General features: G+C 61.7%; 14 protein-coding genes. 10 read left to right on the top strand and 4 right to left on the bottom strand.

All coding sequences use genetic code 11. The features are described from left to right. Positions 1 to 32: 32 nt before the first annotated feature. The 4 genes from ACQEVO_RS03430 to ACQEVO_RS03415 form a co-directional block, all read right to left on the bottom strand. Positions 33 to 470, bottom strand: coding sequence for an NUDIX hydrolase (locus ACQEVO_RS03430; protein ID WP_432908794.1), 438 nt, complete (start codon positions 468 to 470; stop codon positions 33 to 35). A gap of 4 nt (positions 471 to 474) precedes the next feature. Beyond that, positions 475 to 639, bottom strand: a complete 165-nt coding sequence (locus tag ACQEVO_RS03425; RefSeq protein WP_432908792.1) for a hypothetical protein — start codon at positions 637 to 639, stop codon at positions 475 to 477. Next, positions 620 to 1,555: an aminoglycoside phosphotransferase family protein gene (locus tag ACQEVO_RS03420; protein ID WP_432908790.1), complete on the bottom strand. Its 936-nt coding sequence runs from the start codon at positions 1,553 to 1,555 to the stop codon at positions 620 to 622. Before ACQEVO_RS03420 ends, ACQEVO_RS03425 begins: the two co-directional genes overlap by 20 nt. A gap of 155 nt (positions 1,556 to 1,710) precedes the next feature. Then, positions 1,711 to 1,974 carry a hypothetical protein gene (locus ACQEVO_RS03415; protein ID WP_432908788.1) on the bottom strand — a complete coding sequence of 88 codons (264 nt, stop codon included), beginning with the start codon at positions 1,972 to 1,974 and terminating at the stop codon, positions 1,711 to 1,713. Between the two features lie 203 nt (positions 1,975 to 2,177). Here ACQEVO_RS03415 and ACQEVO_RS03410 point away from each other — a divergent pair, with 203 nt between their 5' ends. The 10 genes from ACQEVO_RS03410 to ACQEVO_RS03365 all read left to right on the top strand — a co-directional run bounded on the left by ACQEVO_RS03410 (position 2,178) and on the right by ACQEVO_RS03365 (position 20,875). Next, a complete protein-coding gene (locus ACQEVO_RS03410) occupies positions 2,178 to 2,942 on the top strand; it encodes a hypothetical protein (RefSeq protein ID WP_432908786.1) in 765 nt (254 codons plus the stop codon). After that, positions 2,926 to 3,399, top strand: coding sequence for an NUDIX domain-containing protein (locus ACQEVO_RS03405; protein WP_432908784.1), 474 nt, complete (start codon positions 2,926 to 2,928; stop codon positions 3,397 to 3,399). Before ACQEVO_RS03410 ends, ACQEVO_RS03405 begins: the two co-directional genes overlap by 17 nt. 258 nt (positions 3,400 to 3,657) lie before the next feature. Beyond that, a complete protein-coding gene (gene dpdE / locus ACQEVO_RS03400; protein WP_432908782.1) occupies positions 3,658 to 6,879 on the top strand; it encodes a protein DpdE in 3,222 nt (1,073 codons plus the stop codon). After that, entirely contained in the window at positions 6,872 to 9,415 is a 2,544-nt protein-coding gene (dpdF, locus tag ACQEVO_RS03395; RefSeq protein ID WP_432908780.1) for a protein DpdF, read from the top strand. The genes dpdE and dpdF overlap by 8 nt, the downstream gene beginning before the upstream one ends. Then, complete coding sequence (locus ACQEVO_RS03390; protein ID WP_432908778.1) at positions 9,416 to 10,267, top strand: hypothetical protein; 852 nt, start codon at positions 9,416 to 9,418, stop codon at positions 10,265 to 10,267. Then, positions 10,264 to 13,320 (top strand): protein DpdH, encoded by a 3,057-nt coding sequence (gene dpdH, locus ACQEVO_RS03385; RefSeq protein WP_432908776.1) that lies wholly within the window; start codon positions 10,264 to 10,266, stop codon positions 13,318 to 13,320. Before ACQEVO_RS03390 ends, dpdH begins: the two co-directional genes overlap by 4 nt. Beyond that, positions 13,313 to 13,984, top strand: coding sequence for a hypothetical protein (locus ACQEVO_RS03380; RefSeq protein WP_432908774.1), 672 nt, complete (start codon positions 13,313 to 13,315; stop codon positions 13,982 to 13,984). Before dpdH ends, ACQEVO_RS03380 begins: the two co-directional genes overlap by 8 nt. Beyond that, positions 13,981 to 18,372, top strand: a complete 4,392-nt coding sequence (gene dpdJ / locus ACQEVO_RS03375; RefSeq protein WP_432908772.1) for a protein DpdJ — start codon at positions 13,981 to 13,983, stop codon at positions 18,370 to 18,372. The genes ACQEVO_RS03380 and dpdJ overlap by 4 nt, the downstream gene beginning before the upstream one ends. Beyond that, positions 18,369 to 18,890 (top strand): phospholipase D-like domain-containing protein DpdK, encoded by a 522-nt coding sequence (gene dpdK, locus ACQEVO_RS03370; RefSeq protein ID WP_432908770.1) that lies wholly within the window; start codon positions 18,369 to 18,371, stop codon positions 18,888 to 18,890. The genes dpdJ and dpdK overlap by 4 nt, the downstream gene beginning before the upstream one ends. After that, positions 18,887 to 20,875 carry a hypothetical protein gene (locus ACQEVO_RS03365; protein ID WP_432908769.1) on the top strand — a complete coding sequence of 663 codons (1,989 nt, stop codon included), beginning with the start codon at positions 18,887 to 18,889 and terminating at the stop codon, positions 20,873 to 20,875. Before dpdK ends, ACQEVO_RS03365 begins: the two co-directional genes overlap by 4 nt. Positions 20,876 to 20,879 lie beyond the last annotated feature (4 nt).

Genomic DNA, 20,879 nt, shown 5'->3' with positions numbered 1-20,879 from the left:
CCGGAGCCGCCGCGTCCACCATGATTACGTGTTCAATCGATATTTCGATAGGTGGTAAGTGTCTGTTTGACAGCCTCGGTGACCGGGGGTTCTTCGATGAGCTGGAACCACGTGTAGGCGTCGTGTTCGGTGAGCCGGACGGGTTCGGGTGCGGCGCATTCGACGACGAAGTTGAATTGGCGGCTGTGCTTTCCGCCGCCGGAATGGTAGTCGAAGCTGTCGATGTAGCGGCCGATCCCGGTGACCTGGAGGCCGGTTTCCTCCTCGACTTCACGGGCGAGTGCCTGGTCGAGCATTTCGCCGGGTTCGACTTTGCCGCTGGGCAGTTCCCAGATGCCGCCCATGAAGTCGTTGCCGGGGCGGCGCAGCAGCAGGACGCGTTCGTTGTGTTCGACGACCGCGCCGACGACGAGTTGCTGGACCCCGTCGCGTTCGGCTTGGGTGGTGAGGTCTTCGAGGTGGGTCGTCATGGGTTCACCCTTTCAGGTGGTCGGCGTGGTGGATGACTTTTTCAATGGCGTCGAGGTAGCGGTCGACGAGGGCGAGGTCGTGTTCGCGGGGCCACACCAGGAATGCTGAAGGCGGCGACGCGACCGAATAGACGCCGATTCCGCGGTCGTCACCGGCTCGGCTGAACACGATTCATGATCTCGGCGGGATCCACCGACTTGACGAATGACTCCATCCGGTCACCGGACGCCGGGAGATAGGAACGATACTCGGCGATAGCGAACACGTAGGTCCAGGCGTAGAGCCGGTTTTCGTCGAGCAGCGGGTGTGCGCGGAGCTCACCCAGCCGATCCGGAATCGATACCGGCCCCTCCTGAATCGCCACCCACAGCCCCGCCTCGGCATTGATATCCCCCACCGCCCCGAGCGGATCGATCGTGTACCAGCTACCCGGACCTTGGAGAATGTTCTTCGCCTGCAGGTCCGCATGCAGGACATGCGGCTCGGTACCGGTGCTGAGCAATAGCTCGAGCATTTGCTCCGCACGCGCCAGATGTGTTGTGGCCCCGAACCGTTCCATGGCGCCGGCATAGCGTTCGTCGGCGAAACGTTCGCGCGCCCAGTCGATGCGCATCCAGGCGATATCGGCGAGGTCCTTCAGCTCCGGCGGCCCGGGTAGACCGGGCGCATTGAGCCTGCTCAGCAGCTCGCCGAATTGCTTCGAATCGCCGGCACCGTGCACGGGCCAGGCAATCTCACCCGGCACGATCCGGGACATCAGGAAAACACCCGAGTCCTCGTCAGCGTTAAGGATGTCCGGCGTCGCCCCCGATGCCGACCAGCGATCGAGCATGGCCATCTCGGTGGTCCCCGACTGCTGGTCGACGGGAATCTTCAGCACCGCAGCCGTTCCGTCAGCAGTGACCGAATACACGCAGCACGACATGGCTCCACTGTCGGCGATGCTCTCCAACCGCAGATCCCATCGGCCGGCGTAGCTCGCGATCCGATCCGGTAGCGCGTCGAGCCACACCCGGCCGTCTTCTTCACCACGCAGAAAGATAATCGCCCTTTCCAGCCGCTCGGGAACGACAGGCACTGCCATGATGGGTACCTCCTTTATGCGGCAGGCAAGCGCTAGAGGTGGTGCTGGTGTCGGGAGGCTGTAATGGCTGCTCTACCGGCGGTTCACCGGCCAGAACATCGACCACACGATCACTGCGACCGGCAGCCCGACCGCCACCGCCAAGCCGAGCATTGTCACCGCGCAGTCCCGGCCGCGTACCACCGTGCGAACGACAACCGGGGCAGGACCGTCTCCACGTCGGCCACGCCCATCACCCGGTTCAGTTCGAGCGCGCCGAGGTGATCCGGCGCGGGCAGTATCACCGCGTCGACCCCCGCGTTCCGCACCTGATCCACGACCGAGAGCACTGAACACACATCGGGCCAGATGATCCGATAGCCGAGACGGTCAGCCAATCGCCGAATCTGCGCCCGGTCCCATTCGGGCGCGGTACTCACGTCGTCATCCACCCATCCGAACGCGGTCGGCCGCATCGTCTCCCCTTCGGTTCACATCGTTGGCAGACTCCCCGTGGCGCGGCGCCGACACACACCACGGGGGTCGCGAATCAACGTATGGACGCTGGACGGACACCTGAACTACGTCCAGGACGTTTTTCCGGACACTTCAAACCATCTGAATGTCCCGGTATGGTTCCGGCATGAGCCAGCGCCTCGAATCGGCAATGCTTCGGGCACAGATGGATTCGGCCACGCTCGCCGCCGCGGTCGGCGTCGACGCCAAGACCGTGAATCGGTGGTTGGCCGGGCGGGTGCCGCACAAGCGGACCAGGGCCGACGTTGCCCGGGTTCTGCGCGAATCCGAATCCACCCTGTGGCCGCAGACTCGGCCGGACCTCAGCGCGGGAGCGCCTGCTACAGCCGAGGTTGTAGCCGCTTACGCTCACCGCGCCGATATCCCGAACGAAGTCTGGATCACCCTGCTGACGAGCGCGACTCAGCGGATAGACATCATCGGATACGCCTATCCGTTCGTACTCGAGCTGCTGCCGGATGCCTCCGACCTCATCGCAGACAAGTGCCGCAACGGCGCCACCGTCCGACTCGCGTTCGCCGATCCGGATTGTCCGCACGTCGCGGAACGCGATGCGCTCGAGCAGATGCAGGGGACGCTACCCGGACGCATCCGGAATGCACTGAGTATGCTCGGCCCGCTCGCCACAGCGCCGGGATGCCGGATCGGATTGCACACCACGCACCTGTACAACTCGGTATTCAGGTTCGATGACCAGATGATCGTGACCCCGTACCTGGTCCGGGCCCGCGGGTACCAGCACCCAGCGCTGCATCTGCGCAAACTGTCGCCGCACGGTATGTTCGCCTCGTTCGAAGACCAAACCGAACAGATCTGGGGAGCAGTGACCCCGTACCTGCAAGAGGTAGGCTCCGATGGCATCACGGCGTGATTACTACCGAGACCCGGATGCACCCGAGGCGAACAGCCTGGTTCCCGGAGGCTCGGCGCTGGTAGTCGACGACAACGGCGCGATTCTGATGCAACGCCGCACCGACTCGGGGAACTGGTCTTTTCCCGGCGGAACCATGGAGATCGGCGAGACCCTGGAACAATGCGTGATCCGGGAAACGAAAGAAGAGACCGGCCTCGATATCGAAATAACCGGTCTCCTAGGGATATACACCGACCCCGACCATGTAATCGCCTACACGGACGGCGAAGTCAGGCAAGAGTTCAACATCACTTTCTACGGGCGGGTCACCGGCGGCGCCATCACAGTCAGCGCGGAATCGACCGAAGTCGCGTTCCTGGCTCCAGCGCAGTTGCAAACGCTCCCGGTTCACGAGACGGTGCGGCTCCGGCTACGGCATCACACCGAGCAAAGACCTAATCCGTATCTCGGCTGACATCGTCATCGTCACGGAACTCTGCGGGCAAGGCTTGGGCGCGATGATGATCCTTCCAGGCTTGCCTGCCAGCAAGCCAGATCGGTGTCACCTGTCACCTGTCGATGCAGCAGCCCCAGCCACTCCGTCAGGTCGTTCCGAGCACCCCCGGTTCCAGCCTGGCACTCCCAATGCGGCTATGCTCACATCTGGTTGACTTATGGTTCTCGTCACAGACTCGAAGTGCTAGGACCACGGAGCGTCGAAGGTTGGCTGTACGTGTCAGATGCCGTAGGGGTCCTAGTCACCTTTGATGGTGCTCCGGGGATCGGCCGCGTTTCTGCTGTGCGTGGGGGCCGCGCGCGCGTCGACTTCTTCGAGTCGGCCGCTGAACCGGTTGTCGGGTCGCAGTGGGTCTCGGTCGAGGGTATTCGCCGTGTTCGTCTGGGCAAGGAGACGCGCGTCTTCGTCCCGAAGAACGACGGCGGTTGGCTCGCAGGCAGGGTAATCGGCGGAAAGGCCCCCACGTACTACGTTCGGTTCCCCAATCAGACGGTTGACCTCGAGGTGCCGGAGTTTGCCCTTCGAGTGCGGCGAGAACTACCGGTGAGTGATCCACTTCAGGTGCTGATCAGCGAAGCCAACGAGACTCCGCGGTATCGGGATGCAAGGCAGCCGGTGCGGGACGCTCTTCTCGCGGACCGGGCGTCGTCGATGTCCGCGACGGGTATTACGTCGTCCGGAGTAAAGATCCACGCGCACCAAGTGAGTGCCGCCCTGCGTATCATCAACGACCCGGTTCAGCGGTACCTTTTGGCGGACGAAGTGGGGATGGGCAAGACGATCCAGGCGGGTTTCGCCATCCGCCAGCTGCTCCTCGACGATCGGAGTCGTCGCATCGGCGTGATCGTCCCAGCAGCATTGAGGGAGCAGTGGCAGGGCGAACTCCTGGAGAGGTTCTATCTGGACGACTTCGCCACCTCTGACGGTCGGTTGCCGTTTGCGATTCGCAGCCATGAGCAACCCGGCGAGTGGCACAAGTTCGTCGGTGCCGACATGTTGGTCGTCGATGAGGCGCACCTGCTTGCCGGTGTCGACTCGCCGGACGAAGAGCCGTACCGTCTCCTTGCGGAGGTCGCACGGGTGGTCCCGCGGATCCTTCTGATTTCAGCGACCCCCTTCGGAAGACGCGCTACCACCCACCTTGCGCTCCTCCACTTGCTCGATCCGGTCCACTTCCGGTGGGAAGGGCGCGAACAGTTCGAACGCCTGCTCAAGTCGAGAGTTGAACTGGCGGAGGTGATTACGGGACTGGAAGACCCCGATCCGGAAGATCCCGAAGACGTCGAGTACTTCTATGATCGCCTGCGGGAACTGCTGCCACAGGACGAGTTGCTCGACGAGGCAATCGCCGACTCCATGTCCACCTATTCGGAGGGCAATGTAGACGACGAGGACGCGTTCCTGCGTTCGGTCGTCGTCGTTCGTACGCACGTTGCCGAGACGTACCGTCTTCATCACCGGGTCATCCGTAACCGCCGGCACACGGTCCAGCGCCAGAGGTTGGACGATGAAGGAACGATGACCCCGTTCGAGTTCACCGGGCGGGGCCGGCCGAATGTGCTTCGGCTGGATACCGTCGAGGGGGCGCTCGCGGTGGACGTGGTGGACGAGTGGTTGCGCCGGGCGGCGGACCATATTCTCGACCATGGCGTGGAGTCGGCGCCGTACGCGGGTGTCGCCGGGATACTTGTTTCCAGACTCGGTGCAGCCACCGCGGGCGATGTGGCCGACGTGATCGAAGCCAGAGTGTCCGGACGCAACATCGGAGAGTTCTCGCCGAGCGAGATGGCCCGCCTGCGAAATGTGCCGCCGTTGTCGTTCGAGGAAGATCTCCTCGAACGGCTGCGCCAGTCGGAACTGGCCGACGGGCCGAAGATTCTGGCGGCCGATATCGTGTGCAGAATCAAGCCGAACCAACGAGCGGTTGTATTCTGCGGCAAGGGCCGCCTCGCCTCCGCCTTGTCGTCACAGTTGAAATCCTTGGGCCAGAACTCGGTACCTGTACTCGAGCACTTTGCCCAGGCGCCCAGCGAGGCTCGGCAGCACGCTGTGAATGCGTGGCAGACTGTGGGTGGTGTCCTGGTCGCGGACGAGAGCGGCGATGTCGGACGCAACTTTCAACAGGCCGATGTCGTGTTCCACGCTCGTGTTCCCTGGAATCCCAACCACCTCGAGCAGCGGATCGGCCGCGTGGACCGCTACGGAACCAACAGGACCGCCAGCCAGTGGGTCGTATCGGATCCCGATCGAGATGGGATTCATACCGCCTGGTTGAAGGTCTTGGCAGACGGATTCTCCATCTTCGATGAATCGATCTCGTCGGTGCAGGACATCGTCGAGGAGTTGGCCGAGGACGTGTGGGTGAGCGTTCTCGACGAAGGTCGCGAGGCCGTGGCGGAGAAGACCACTGAGATTCCCCCACGCTTGCAGGCTGAACGCACCCGGATCAACAGGCTCGATGCGCTCGAGGCGAGTTATGGTGACAGCGCGAGTGACATGCTGGCGAAACGCATCGCCCAATACGATGCGCGTCACGACACGATCGAAAGCGCATTCAAGCACCTGCTGACCGGTGTGGGCGGCTTTGCCTTGGCCGCACGACAGCATTCCGATGGCAGCACGATGTTCGAACCCGATGCGCTCCAGTCCCCATTGGTCAGTCCTCGCCTGCTGGCACGCGTGAGCACACGCCCGGAATCGCGCACCGGTTACTTCGACCGTTGGCGGATCAAGCCCGGACGGCGTCTCTTCCGCCGAGGAAATCCTTTTATCGACGGCGTGGAGTCCATCCTGGCAATCGATGACAGAGGTCAGGCCACCGCGCAGTGGCGACTTGATCGCACATGGCCATATGACCCGCTCGTGTACTTTGGCTTCGAATTTCTTGTGGAAGCCGACCTCGATCCTCTTCTCGGGGTCTTCCACGAAGGCACGGATGCGGTTCCAGTTGCTCGACGTCGCGGTGATCTCGCGCTACGGCCACAGCACTGGAAGGTGTGGGTCGATGTGAGCACGATGGCGCCGGTGGAGGATAGGAACACGATCAGGTATCTGGATCAGCCCTACCGAGACAGGCGGGATACCAATATCAACCCCAGTCGCATGGGCGCGCTGCATTCTGTATTGGGAGGGCCCAGTGTTCTCGGCACGATTGCGCCCCAGTGCCTCGACATCGCCCACAATCACCTCCGCAGCGTTGCCGACCTCGCACGCGTAACGGAAGAAGCAGCAAAGCATGTTGCACTGGAAACCGATTCGATCGTTGCGCAGTCGAAGGCGCGGCACACTGCGGCGGGTATGGTTCCAGACGTCGACCTGTTAGCGGGCGAGATCGAGGCAGGGCGCGCACTCGAGCAGGGGGTCAGAACACCACGGATCCATCTTGCGTCAGTTTCGTGCCTTGTTCGATCGGCGCAGACCTGGGGTGAATATGCCTAGCGAAGATCTCACTGTCGTCGCTGCCGCGCTTCGTTCGTGGCCGTCGGAGTACAAGGCGGCACCCACCGCACAGATATCGGATGCATGCCGCCGACTTCTCGATGCTACAGCGCAATTGTCGTCCGGCGAGGCGGGCTGGCGAGATGTCGGGACACTGTTGCGCCAGGTCCTCATCGGAGTAAGTGCCACGTATGGTTATGACGCTGTGTTGCCGGTCCCGCAACAGGCTGGATGGCCCACCGTTGAACAATGGCGGTGCATTAACTGCCATACAACACCACTCGCCGACGGCAGTGTGAGGGTTACTCCGCAACCGTGGATTCCTGCAAGTTGCGAGTCTGACAACGAGATCGCGGACCAGGCCCGCAATCAGATTCGCGCAGCCTTCGAGGATTCGGTTCCAGAGTTCCCGGAGGTGCCGGCCGATCCCTTCTGGACCAGTGCCCACGGCCGAGAATTCAAAACATATCGGGGGGAGACGCAGCGCCAGGCGGCGCGTGCGGCGGTGTTGAACCACGAGGAGACACTGGTGGTCTCGCTTCCTACTGGGCGGGGCAAGACCGCGGTTGTCTGGTCCAAGCCGCTGATGTCGACATCTGGTGTCACTGTCATGGTGGTTCCGACCGTGGTCTTGGCCCTCGACATGGAACGGCGGACACAAGAACTGGCGCGAGAGCGCGGATTGAATCTCACCCCTACGGGGCGTTTCGCCTATGTGGGAAGCATAAGTTCCGATATCAAGTCGGCGCTTCGTGTAGCCGTCCGTGAGGGCTCCCAGCGAATGCTATACACCAGTCCCGAAGCGCTGGTCACCGGCCTTGCGCCCGCGATCCTCGACTGTGCGAAGGCGGGGCGACTGCAGCAGGTCGTTGTGGACGAAGCTCACCTTGTCGATCAGTGGGGAAACGACTTCCGCACTGCGTTCCAGACGATGGCAGGGCTAATCGCCGAAGTAAGGGCGTGCGCACCCAAAGGTGCACGTCCCTCGGTTACTCTCCTGAGTGCGACCTTTGCACAACGCGCGGTCGATCTCGTCGACCACCTCTTCCGCGGTGAACATCTCCCCAACCTGGTGTGGGGCTCAGAACTTCGGAGCGAGCCGGCCTTTTTCCTCGACAGCACTCAGGAGGAGGACGCCCGCCGGAAAGCGGTGATCCAGGCAATCGATGGGCTACCGAAACCGTTGATTCTCTATACCACTACGGTGAAGGACGCTCAGGAGTGGACCGGCAAACTGAAGGACGCAGGCTACCTCCGCGTTGCGTGTATCACTGGCAAATCAACCGATGACGAACGAGCCGCGGTCGTGGCGTCGGTGCGCGGGAGAAACGCCGATGGCACCGGGAGCGATACCACCACCGACATCGTGGTAGGAACCTCTGCGTTCGGCCTCGGCCTCGACATCACGAATATCCGCACCGTCGTCCACGCATGTGTTCCCGAGACGGTAGACCGTTACTACCAAGAGGTAGGTCGTGCAGGGCGCGATGGGCGGCCCACGGTCGCGTACCTGTGCGAAGGCCCCGGAGATCGGCGTCTCGCGGAGCAACTGAGTATGTCCACACTCATCGGCGATGCCAAGGGTTGGAACCGATGGCAGGGACTGCTGCACAAGGCGACGCAAATCTCAAGCCTGCGCTACCGTGTCGATCGGTCCTTGGTCCCCGCGTACCTGTCCGAGGGGTACGGGGAAAGCGCGAGATGGAACGTCCGTACGCTGCTTCTCATGGCGCAGGCTGGGGCGATCAAGTTCCAGGTCCCACAATGGCGACCGGATATAGACGGTGAGGACCGGGACGCGTTCTTCGAATCTGCCGCCGATGCTGTCGAATTCGAGTTGGCAAATGGCAACTACCTCCGTCAGGACGGATGGTCACAGGCGGCAAATCGGATACGCGAGGACGTTCGCGTATCCCAGCAGCGGGCGCTGCAAGCTATGTTCGAGATTCTGTCCCGCGACCGGTGCGTGGGTCGAATTCTTGCCGGCCACTACAGGGTGCGACGTGAAGGTGGACAACTCATCACCACCCCGACATGCCGGGGGTGCCCGGCATGTCGAAAAGATCCTGCACATTCGCCAGGGGTATCGGTGGGCGAGCCGATTCCGACTCTGCCTCACGCGGGCGGTGCGGACCCACTAGCCGGGTGGAGAGGCGATTCCTGCTGGGTGTTCATCTGGTACACCGACGCCGAACAACCGGAGGGCATTCTCACGCGACTCGCCCAGCGTGGCCTGCAACTCTTCGCAGGCCTCACGACGATCCAGGGCGAGCGCCTGCAGCGTAGTGTTCCCTCGATGCCAGTAATCGTGGACGATCCCGATTCCGACGAGCCGCTCATGCTCACATACTTGGGACCACTCGTAGCCGTCGTGAGCGGAGGAACTGTTCCGGCCGAGATCAGGGAACGGATAGACCTCGGGCTTGTCACCTACGTCGTGGGTCCACATGCCCTCGCGAATCCGGACAAGCCCGGATGGAGTGTGGCGGACACCGCATTGAGCGTTCGAGCATCGACCTTATTGACGGAGTTGTGAATGGATATTCTGGATCCGAGTGGGGCATTGGTATTGCCTCAGACAATGTGGTTGTGCTACTCAACTGTGGCCCGTAACAACGGGGTAGCCAAGGAACAATTGTTTCGCCTCGTCGTGCCCGAGGAACTGCTCGAGACCGTTCCACAGAAGGGCGCGCACGCCTCTAGCGCGCTGGCCGGACTCATCGAGTTGGGTCTCGTCGACGTGGACAGCGATGGATTGCTAAGCGCTGAGCCAACTAATACAGCTGGTTTCTTGAGGAAACTCAGGCGAGTTATCGTCGTGCCCCCGAAAGACATTTCTCCTTCGTTCGAGGGTGCGCCCGATCTGCGGGTAGGTCTGGTGTGGCTCATGAGGCAGGACCCATTTGCACCACTCCACTGGGAGACTGGTGACCAGAATGAGATGCCTTTTCTCAACGACACTCGCTGGAATGCATTTCCCCATTGGAGTGTTGCTTTGGGCTTCGCGCGTCCGGCACTCAAGATCCTCGGTCCCGGTTCCAACGGTTCGATCACGGCTGATCCGACAGAAGCCGTTCTCGATATTCTGTTGAATCCAAAATCGGAATCGCACTTCCCCAGTGGGGAGCAAATACCAGTCGGGACCTTCATGAATGCTCTGCGTAACGAATTGCCGATTCTCCCAGGGCATCCGTCGGCGGTGTACGACGGCATGGACACCGACGAGTCGAGTGGGTGGGCTGCCGTGGGATTGGCTCTCAACTGCGCCGAAGCACGGAATGTGCTGAAGATGGGCTACCAATCGGACCCGACCGGGGTGGCAGCACTTCCGAGCAACGAGGGATCCGGCCGCTCTCGTTATGTCTCATGGATCGAGGTGCTGAAATGACGACATTCCCTGCTGGTTTTACGTGCTGGAAAGCAGAAACTGTCACTGCAACAATTCCCACGGAAGCGGCGACTCCGTCGGACGAGGTCCTGCTGGCGACTCACTCGCCCCTGAGTATCCGGCGCGAAGGTGCGCGCGCGGGCACGGGAACCAACAACGTGACCGAGCGCGACGTGCTAAACGAGTTTCTGGGGTCGCCCCCCAACGCCGGTGTCGTGATCGCACCGGTCCTTGGTGAATCCGGCTCTGGAAAGTCACACCTTGTCCGGTGGGTCCATGCCACGATGCCGAAAACGGAGAAACGTCGCATCGTCTATTTGCCCAAGACTCGGACGAGTCTTCGCGATGTTGTCGAGTTTCTCCTAAAAGACCAGGAAGGTCCCGTATTCGACGAGATCCGCGGACAAGTGAGCTTCGGCGCTTCGATCACTGTGGCGGAGATGGAACACAGGATCCTCAACGAACTTGCCGAGGCGTTGCGGTCTCGAGCGCCGCAGGGCCCACTGGACAAAAAACTAGTCGGCGACAACGGGTTGGGCTTGCTGTTTCACGATCCCTTGTTCCGTGATCACCTGCTCCGACCCGGCTCGTTCATCAACCAGCGCGCCCTCCACGCGCTGAACGGGCGTGATCCCGACGAGCCGGATGTGCCTCTCGAATTCACCCACGACGAACTTCCCATGGACATAGGGGATTCAGCGAGGTTGGATGACGCTGCGGCAGCGACGCAAAAGCTATTCAGGCGAATGGCAACTGACGGCCGTTTGCAGTCGGAGGCGGTCCGCATTCTAAATGAGGTTCTTGATGTCGCCGTCATGAAGGCGGCGAACATTGGAGTCGGAAATATCAATCGGGCATTCATGAAACTCCGCGAGGAGTTGGTCGGACACGAAATTATTCTATTGATCGAGGATGTGGCACTGATCCAAGGCGTCCGGCGCGACCTGCTGGACGCCATTATCGAAACCAGCATCGTACAAGGCAGGGAGAAATACGCCACAGTCCGTGCTCTCCTCGCAGTAACGCCGCGGTACTACCACGAGCAACTTCCTGATACGTTCCGGACACGCGCGGAGGCGAGTTCACCGCGGTATGTCGTGGATATCGAACTCGCAGCAGACGGTGCTGACGACTCGCAGTTCGTCGACTTTGTCAGTCGGTACCTCAACGCGGCGCGTGTCGGTAAAGACGAGTTGGAGTCGTCGATGCGTGCGACGTCCACGCAGATTCCCCCCAACGCATGTAATAAATGTACGGTCAAGGACGCGTGTCACGAGGCATTCGGGATGTCCGAAGCTGGCTACGGCCTCTACCCCTACAACCGATCGGCAGTCGAACGTGCCGTGCGTGCGTGCGCGGACGTCGATCGAAACGGCGAGCACGCACTGTTCAATCCACGACGTGTGCTTGCCAGAGCCGTGCGTGATGTTCTGGAAACAGCCGAGAACTCAGTGCAGAGGGGAGAGTTCCCTCCCGGGGACTTACTTGCAGAAGAGGCGAAGAACGCAAAGTTGCAGAGACTTTCAGTCGACTTAACGGCGGAACTACAGGAACAGTACCCACCTGACATCGCGCGCCAGTTGGGCACCTTCCTTCTCTTCTGGGGGAGAAACGGGACCCGTCGCCCAGCGGACACGATATTTGCGGCCTTTGGGATCGAGCCGCTTCCGAGAAGTTTGTTTCCGGAGCCTGGGACGCACACTCGGGAATCGAGGTCTGCGGGCGGGCCGCCGCAGGAACCCACAAGTACGCTTGCTGGAGAGTCGACGAATCGGTCGAGCGATCCAAACACGCTACGTGACTCGGTCCAGCGATCCCTTGCTCAGGTCGACGCATGGGGTACCAGTGACGCGGTATTGCCGCAGGGAATCGCCAATCTCGCTCGGAACAATATCCGCGAGGCGATCCTCAATCGTCTGGAATGGTTCTCCCCTGTGATTAAACCCCCCAATGCGGAGGTCCTCACAAAAGCACTGCCTGTCGGCGCCCGCAGTGTGTCGATCGAGGGAGCAAAAGAATCAATCAGTTCCGGCGTCGAACCGGTCATTCGCGTCAGCCGAACGGCGCGAAACGCGCAGATGCTCATGGGCCTGCTGCTGCTTGACGACAAGCGGCCAGGCATGTCGGGTGATGCTCTGGCACGCTTGGATGCCCTTGTAGCTGACGCGATTCCAGTGGCGCGTGACAGGATCCTCGCGACCCTCGAATATGACGAGGCAAAGTTGGTCTCTGCGGCTCGTTCACTAATCGAAGGTGCACACGTGTGTGGCCATTCCACCTCGGTTCAGACAAACAGCGGACTGGTGCGTGCACTCGTATGGAGGGGAACACCGAATCGCCCGGACGAGGACTCCCGACACCCGCAGTACAACGCCGAGTACAAGACCTACATCGGAGAACGCCAGAAGGCGATCGATAAGTTCATTGCTGGTGTGGGCGCCGCGCAGGGTTCGGGTGGCGTCCACGCACTGGATTACGAACGGCTTGCAAAAATCGTAAGGGGGGTGCGCGCTGACTGGGGGACCCCGCTCGATCAACGGCAATTGCCCAGTTGGTGTGCTGCGGCCCACAAACAACTCACCACGTTGATCCAGGTCGCCCCGCGACAGGTGAACGAATGGACAGGGCTGATTGGCCGGCTCCGCGTATTGCTACCACCTGGCGAGTCGTACGTAGAGACGGTCGACGCCGTCAGTCGAGCTGCCGATGAAGCGTCGGGGCAGGGTTTGGTACCTGTCCAGAATTTGTCCGCCCTGGCCACGAGGAATTCCAATGCTCGGGGCTTCAACGATCGTGTTATTGCTCGGGTAGAGAAGGCGCTCGCTAACTCCGAAGGCCTGTCCGGCTACGACCTCGCCTGCGCTGTCGGTACCGACGTGGGTAGCGACCTCACGAAGATTGTCATCTTTCTCGAAGACTCGGCAAAATGGGTCGAGTCGGGAATTCGGATCGGTGAAGTCGACCAAGGCTCGTCGATCGATATCGACGACGCAATTAATGAACAGGTTGTGCGGTGGCTCGCGATGGTAGGAGAGGAAGGCACCGATGCCTGACGGTCAATCGAGCACGAGTCTTCTGACCCGGTCACGGCGTTTGACAGACTTGGCCAGGAATCGCCGAGAAGGTGCGGAGAACACCGAGAACATCACAAGGACGAATACGGCCCTCCAAGAACTCGCCAAGGAACTGACTTCCCTAGACGCGTCGCTGAAGTTGTATACATTCCTGGTGGAGAAATCGATTGCGGACGACTTAAGTATCGACCTCACCAAGGCACCGCGCGATCTGCGAGACCATATCGACCACGTCGGAAGACCCACTCCGCACTTACTGCATGCACGTAGAAGAGACGCATCGAAGGTGCGCCAGACCATCGACGCGAGCGCATCGAGTTCGTGGGCGAACTGGTCGCAGGAAAGGCTCAATGAGTTGCCACTCTCACGCATGGCGCTTTTGGGCCCACGGAAAATGTTGGTCGACACCACCGTACGCGATATGAAGCAGGCTGCTAGCAAGCCTCCGACCGTCGCCGGAGTCGAGACTTTCCTGTCAAAATTCGCGTCTGTTAACACACTCTTCGACGAACTCGGCCCCACCTCAGAGTTGGACGCCGTTCTGGCGAAATTTCCTTGCAGGCTCAGCGACCTCTCAGATGCGGACATCATACTCCTACGCTCCCATGGCATCGATTCGCAGATCTCCTTGAGGATGGAATGACGTACGTCAACGAGCACCGCTTGGGGGAACTCGTCAGCCGGCTCGAGGATCTCGAACTTCCGCTGCTGTCGTGGGGAGTCGTCGACGGTTTCCTCAGCGCCGACGATGTGACCTCGGCGATCGACGATCAACGCGGTGCGGCCTTCTCCATCGGAGAGTTCGATGTGCCAGCCACCGACGAGTACCTCGACCTGCTGATCCAGCGAAACCTTCTTTTCCGTCTCCCCACTGGGGAGGAACGTTACCGAACGAGGTTTGCCGAGCAACTTCGATTGCTCCGTCTGCTGCGGCAGTTGTGGCCTCCTGCAGATCCTGCTGCTGACGGATGGTGGCGACGGCACGCGACCCTGGTCGCCGATTACAGGCTGTGGGTGGGTCCGCGTCGATACCCACGCCGCGATATCCCTGCGGAGGCGGTCCGGGATGACTTGCGTACCCTTCCCGACTGGTCTGCGACCCATGAGAAAATCCTGGACCGCGTGATAGAAGGTTCGTCGCTGGCACGATTCCAGTTGCGTGCTGCGCGTGCCGTTCTCACCGGGATAGCCGCCGGCCGACCGACGGCTCATATCGTCACGGCTGGCACAGGTTCCGGAAAGACGCTGGCATTCTATCTGCCTGCTGTTCTCGACATCGCCGCCACCAAATCGGCACGGCGGCGCGGGCCGCACACGCTGGCGCTGTACCCACGGATCGAACTTCTCCGTGACCAGGCACGTGAAGCAATGCTCTTGAGCGAACGTATCGGGCCGATTGCGCGAGGTGGTCGTAGGGTTCGTGTGGGGTTACTCTACGGCGGCACACCGTACAGCGGCGATTTCGAAAAATTGGCACCACGCGAATGGAGCCGCACGAACACGGGATGGACGTCCCCGTACTTCCCGTGTCTATCCGACGGATGCGCCGGGAGCATGGCATGGCTCGACCGGGATCGACGCGCGGGCACCGAACGCCTCACATGTTCGATCTGTGGGAGAGCCACCGAGCCCGAGACCATCGCGCTGACCCGCCAGTCCATTACCCAACGTCCGCCGGACATTCTGTTCACGACTACCGAGATGCTGAGCAAGCAGTCGACCACAGGGCGCGTTGCGGAGGTACTGGGATGGAAGGGGCCCAACGGAACCCGGCTCGTGCTTCTGGATGAGGTCCACACGTACTCCGGTGTTCACGGGGCGCAAGTGGCATACACGTTGCGGCGGTGGCGACATGCCAACCGGCAGTACAATGCGGACAATGTGGCCATGGTCGGTCTGTCGGCGACCCTGCGCGACGCCGGCCAGTTCTTCTCGGATCTGACCGGCATCGACCGCGGTGATGTCGATCTGATCGCACCCACTGCCGACGAACTCGATCCCATCAGCAGGGAATACGGTGTCGTTCTGCGTGGGGATCCACTCTCTGGGGCCGCCCTCCTTTCGACCACGATTCAGACGCTGATGCTGCTGGGGCGTATGTTGGACCGCAGGCCGAGTCAGTTCGGTTCCATCGTTTTCGCGTTCACCGACGACCTCGACGTGGTGAACCGCCTCTATGACAACCTGCGCGATGCAGAGGGACATTCACAGTTCGGACGCTCACGAGGTGAGATTCTCGGTCGACTGCGCGATCCGGGACTTCCGCAAACAGGTGTGCGTTACGAAGACGGCCAATCCTGGGATATGGCAAGTCGTTTGGGTCGCATGGCCTCACCCCTGCGTGTGGCACGCACATCGTCGCAAGACTCCGGTGTGGACGTGGCGGCGGACGTCGTGGTGGCGACCTCGTCGCTGGAAGTCGGGTTCAATGATCCGAGAGTCGGCGTGGTGGTCCAGCACAAGGCGCCGCGTGACATGGCGTCGTTCCTTCAGCGCCGTGGGCGGGCGGGCCGCCGCCTCGAGATGCGCCCGCTCACAGCGGTGGTTCTCTCCGATTTCGGTCGTGATCACGCTGCGTACCAGGAGTACGAGCGACTGTTGAGCCCGGAGATCGGTGTGCGAACTCTGCCGGTAGGCAACCGCTTCGTCATCAAGATCCAGGCCACGCATGCATTGCTCGACTGGTTGGCGCGCGTGACAGGACGTGACGCGCGGGCTGTGGCGGCGCCGCCCCGACCGGGTCATGCGGCACCCGATGCCTCGGCTGTCATCGAACTTCTCCGGCAGGTGCTGGATTCGGAGCAACGCCAGGACGAGGTGAAGCGCTTCATCCAGCGAACTCTGTCGATATCGGTCGATGACGCCGAAGCGGTCATGTGGGAAGAGCCGCGATCGATGATGCTGTCGGTCGTGCCCACACTGCTAAAACGGCTTGAGCGGAAATGGAAGGCACTGCCCGGTAGCGTCGACCCAGGAGCGATCCCGGGAACCCCGCTCCCCGAGTTTCTCACCGCGACACTGTTCAGCGCTCTGAACACCCCTGATGTGGTGTTGGCGATGCCGCCCGACTTCCGTACGGGAGAACAGGAAACTATGCCGGTACTTCAGGCACTCAGGGAGGCTGTACCAGGACGAGTCAGTCGCCGCTTCGGATACGCGCATGCCTCACACCGGACCTGGCTCCCGTTGGCCGCCCATGGCGTGGACATCGAGTTGACGAGTGTCGTGTCGAAGGGACATGCCCTGGGGACGTGGACTGCGCAGTCGGGTGAGGAGTTCTTCGTCGTCCGTCCACTCGAGATCCAGTTGCAGGCACCACCCCGCGAGGTAGCGGATACGTCGGGGGCGCAGGCTGTCTGGCGGTCGTTGTTCGAGTACCAGGACGCCTCGCTGCATGACATGGATGTTCCTTCGCCCTCGCCGTGGTCCGCATTTGTTGCAAAGGTCGCCTTCGCCCTCCATGTCGCCGGTGGTCCGTTGACAGTCCGGCGGATGTGTGTGGGCGCCCAGGGTGAGTTGGCGTTGCAACGCGGTTCGGGAATCGAGCGACGGGCGCACACGACGCGGTACGTGCATCAGGGTTCCCCGGCCGCACTGGGGTTCGAACTGGAGGTGGATGCCTTCATCGTCTCCGGCGTCGTTCCCGAAGAGAGTCAGTGGGTGGCGCTTGCACAGACATCCGCCTGGCGGACACTCGCATTCCGGAGTCGGGTGCTCTCGGATACGCGACTGGACGGTATCGCGAACATGTTCCAGCGGCGATGGCTCATCGAGGTCTATCTACACGCCTACGTCGACACCAGCCTCACGAATCCCGCTGGGGACGCGTCAAGTTCCACACTCGCCGACGGAGTGTGGACGCGGAACCTCGTCGCGTTCCTCAGCACCGCCTACCGGTCGGAGGATACTGCGACGGTGGCGAACCAACGGGTACTGGTCGACCTCGAGAGTTTGGCGACCGACCCGGACGTGCGTGCGGTCGTGGAGGAGCATTCGCGACTGCTCACCGCCACCGATATCGGTGTGACGACCCAGGATCTGTATCGGCAGGTCTTCGTCGACACTCTGGCCACCGCCATTCTCGACGCCACATTCGATGCCATTCCTGATGCCCAAGAAGGCGATCTGGTTGCCGACGTGCAAGTGGATCACGACTCGAGCGAGTATCGAATCTTCGTTTCGGAGACCGCCATCGGAGGTCTCGGCATCATGGAGGCCCTCCATCAGGCCTATGCCCTGGATCCGCGCAGGTTCTGGGAGAGGGTCGGCCGCGCGGTCGCACCCACCGACGTCGAAGACACCGATCGTGCATTACAGATTGCACTGGCCGCGTTGGTCGAAAACTGGTCCCCCCTCGCGCGCGCAGTCGCCGATTTCCGCGCCGCGCGAGACGCATCGGCACTGGACAAGGCACTCGACAATATTCGGCGTGAATGGGAAGCACTCGACGGCCCGCCCAGTCACCTGACATTGTCGACCTTCTCGACCCGCCTCCTGCGTCCGGGCTCGCACCCGCAGATCGACGCCAAGGTCAACCAGATGGTACAGGCCTGGATCGATCTCGAAAGCCGACTCGGGGTGGAGATCGATCCCCGCACGCTCGTCTACCACGCCGACCAGGGCACGCTCGGGATATCGATCCGGCCCCTCACCCTCGACTCCGCCTACAGCATGCTCTGGGCGCGGGGACATGCAGCACGCAACAAGCGATTGCAGTACTGGAATCCTTACCGCGAAGATTTGGTTGTCGAGCGACTCGTGCTCGACTCTCTCGTCGCCGACAACTCCATCATCGTGAATATTTCGCAGCAGGGGTGGCAGGCGAGCTACGTGGAGGCTGTGCAACGCGATGGCGCGGTCCGACTGCACGCGCCGGCAGCACGAAACGACGATCTGGCAAGAGCGCTTCGCGAATGCCTGGTCACTCCCATCGAACGTGCCGGTCTTCGCGTGTACGCGCGGGTCACCGCTGTGACCCGGTGCGGCACCGATTGGCTGGCACGTGTGGACATCGCCGAGGAGCTGCAGTGACCGGCCCCGCGCAACGCACGATCCGGACGCGTCCGCGCAACGGGCTCGCCATCGTCGATGTACTTTCCGGCGTCTTGCTCTCGGAACTTTGTTCACCGAGCTCCGAACTCTGGTTGGTCACAGGATGGGTGAGCGACACGCTGGTGCTCGACAACTCGGCGCACCGATTCGACGATCTGCTGGGGGATGACGCTCCGGCTGAACTGTACCTGTCCGATGTTCTCGTCGAGTTGGCGCGACGTGGAGCGTACGTACACGTCGCTGTCCGTGAGGTCGACCACAACATCGGTTTCCTTCGAAGGCTGGAGAATCGTGGAGTCCCGATCCACACGCACTCGAGCCCGGACCTGCACGAGAAACTACTCGTTGGTGACGACTGGGTGATGAAGGGATCGATGAACTTCACCTGGAACGGGCTGCAACGTAACGAGGAAAGCATCGACCTATTGGTCGGGAGCGCAGCGGCTGCGAAAGAGCGCCTCGAGTTGCAGACGCGATGGATCGGTGGCCACACATGATGTCACCGGACTTCGACGACGTCGTCAGGCGATTCTTCTCGGCTCCGAATCTGATATGGCCGGATATGGATCCGACAGCCGGCGCATCCAGAGCGATATCGCCTTTCGTCCGCGCAGCGCGCGATAAGGGGGAGTGTCCGCTGGTTCTGCCGCGTCGCGAACGCGGTGATCGGGCATCCACCGTGTACGTGGTGTGCTGGGATCCTGCCCATGCAGGGCGGATCCGGCCACTCCTGCACGCAGCCTTTGCCTCCTATCTGGCACCCTTCGACGGCAGGGTGACGCGGTTGCGAGCGGGCGATGGACCCGAGGGCGCGCTTCTTGATTTGGTAGGAGCTGGAACCACATTCGTGCTGCGGCCCGATGACACAACCGAACATGACCTGGTAAGCGGTCTTCATCGGTTCGTGCGCACCCTCGCTGGAAGTCCCCGGCGAACGACCTCGCTGCCGCGGCCTGCCGGCCGCATCCTTCGAGAGTTCGATCTGGCTCTGGCAGCAGGCGCGGTAGAGCAGTCGACCAGCCTGCTCGAAGAAATCGAACGGGTAGGCGGTATTTCGCACGAGAATCTGGCCTTCCTGCAACTGCAACGCCTCGGCCGACTGGGGCGCGATGCAGAACTGTTGGCGCACAGATCGCTTCCCACGGTCGTGCATACCGAACCTCCGACGGCGGTATGCGAAGTAATTCTCGGTGCCTGGGCGAGAGTCAATCTCTACGTCGACAGTGCGATAGATGTCCAGCAGACGCTGGCCCGCCTCCGCGCGGATCCAGTCGATTTCGCCATGCTCGTAGGTGGTTTCCTGACACGGTCGCATGCTACTGATGCGGTGGCTCTCGGTGTGATCGTCGCAGAGACCCGCGGTGACCACGACCTCGCGCTCCGTCTACTGGAAAACGGTGCGCTCGATGAGCATGCTCGAACTGCGCTCGCGTCAGATCTGGGGTTGGAACCTCGGTCGGAGACGGTTGCCGAGGAGACAACACCCACCGACACCGCCGATGAAACGGCTGTATCCACCGAACAACCGGCGGTCGATGAGCCAGACCGGACACCGAGTTCGTGGATCGAGTGGCTGGACAGCATCGACCGTCGAGCGAAGTTCTACGACGTGATGGAACTTGTCGAGTCCTGGACTCCAGCGTCAGATCACGATCAAGAAATCGCACACCGCATCGATTCGTTGCCGGACCTTGCCACCGATGCGCTGTTGGCGGGAGTCGCAGCGTTCCTCGAAACATCTGCGCCGGACGTGCCGGCACCGGACACCGCACATGCCTTCATTCGCCGGTATCTAGTTGAAGAACGGTTCGCACCAGCAGATTTGAGCGCGTTGACCTCGCTGCTCACGATCGTCCTCAGCAGCGCTCCGAAGGCCGGTGACTACGCCATGCTGCTCGATGACCTGGGGGCATTCGCCAGCCGTTGGGTATCGGTGAATACAGCCGCGCAGGCGCTCGATCTGGCCGATGCCGTAACCTGCGGGCCGCGTCCGGACAGCGACGCGCAGATCGCGTTCGTCACGACGATTCTCGGTGCCCTGCACCACCAACGCCGCCGGTTGGCAGGGTCGTTGCGCTCGCTGGCAGTGTTGATCTCGAGTGACCTCGGCCTCGAGTTCGACTGGACATCTGCTCAGACCGAGGAGCAGTTGATTGAACGTGAGCTTCCTGAGGGGCTTCGCGTTCTGTTGTACAGCCTTGATACGGGGACGCTGGATCGAGTCGCCGCCGCGTTGGCCGCGCAATACCCCACCATCCAGGTAAACCAGTCGTCCGACAAGGTCGGCAATCCCGCCCTTCGACAGCACAGTCGCAACGCCGACATCATCGCGATCGCGACACGCCGCGCCGCTCACGCGGCGACCGGCTTCATCGTCGACAATGCTGACCGGGGGAGGATCTGCTACCCGGACGGCTCTGGATCGGCATCGATGTTGCGGGCAGTGGAAGCTGAACTCGACGACCTCAAGGTTTCGGGATGAGGCC

Source organism: Nocardia sp. CA-290969, assembly GCF_050936135.1.
In the GTDB taxonomy this organism is placed as follows: Bacteria; Actinomycetota; Actinomycetes; order Mycobacteriales; family Mycobacteriaceae; genus Nocardia.
Note: the sequence above shows the minus strand (reverse complement) of the source record. Positions and strands in the feature narration are given on the sequence as shown.

Coding starts and splice junctions, on each gene's coding strand:
- ACQEVO_RS03405 (WP_432908784.1), top strand. CDS start 2,926: ATGGCATCACGGCGTGATTACTACCGAGACCCGGATGCACCCGAGGCG.
- dpdJ (WP_432908772.1), top strand. CDS start 13,981: ATGACGTACGTCAACGAGCACCGCTTGGGGGAACTCGTCAGCCGGCTC.
- ACQEVO_RS03365 (WP_432908769.1), top strand. CDS start 18,887: ATGATGTCACCGGACTTCGACGACGTCGTCAGGCGATTCTTCTCGGCT.
- ACQEVO_RS03420 (WP_432908790.1), bottom strand. CDS start 1,555: ATGGCAGTGCCTGTCGTTCCCGAGCGGCTGGAAAGGGCGATTATCTTT.
- dpdH (WP_432908776.1), top strand. CDS start 10,264: ATGACGACATTCCCTGCTGGTTTTACGTGCTGGAAAGCAGAAACTGTC.
- ACQEVO_RS03390 (WP_432908778.1), top strand. CDS start 9,416: ATGGATATTCTGGATCCGAGTGGGGCATTGGTATTGCCTCAGACAATG.
- dpdF (WP_432908780.1), top strand. CDS start 6,872: ATGCCTAGCGAAGATCTCACTGTCGTCGCTGCCGCGCTTCGTTCGTGG.
- ACQEVO_RS03380 (WP_432908774.1), top strand. CDS start 13,313: ATGCCTGACGGTCAATCGAGCACGAGTCTTCTGACCCGGTCACGGCGT.
- ACQEVO_RS03430 (WP_432908794.1), bottom strand. CDS start 470: ATGACGACCCACCTCGAAGACCTCACCACCCAAGCCGAACGCGACGGG.
- ACQEVO_RS03410 (WP_432908786.1), top strand. CDS start 2,178: ATGAGCCAGCGCCTCGAATCGGCAATGCTTCGGGCACAGATGGATTCG.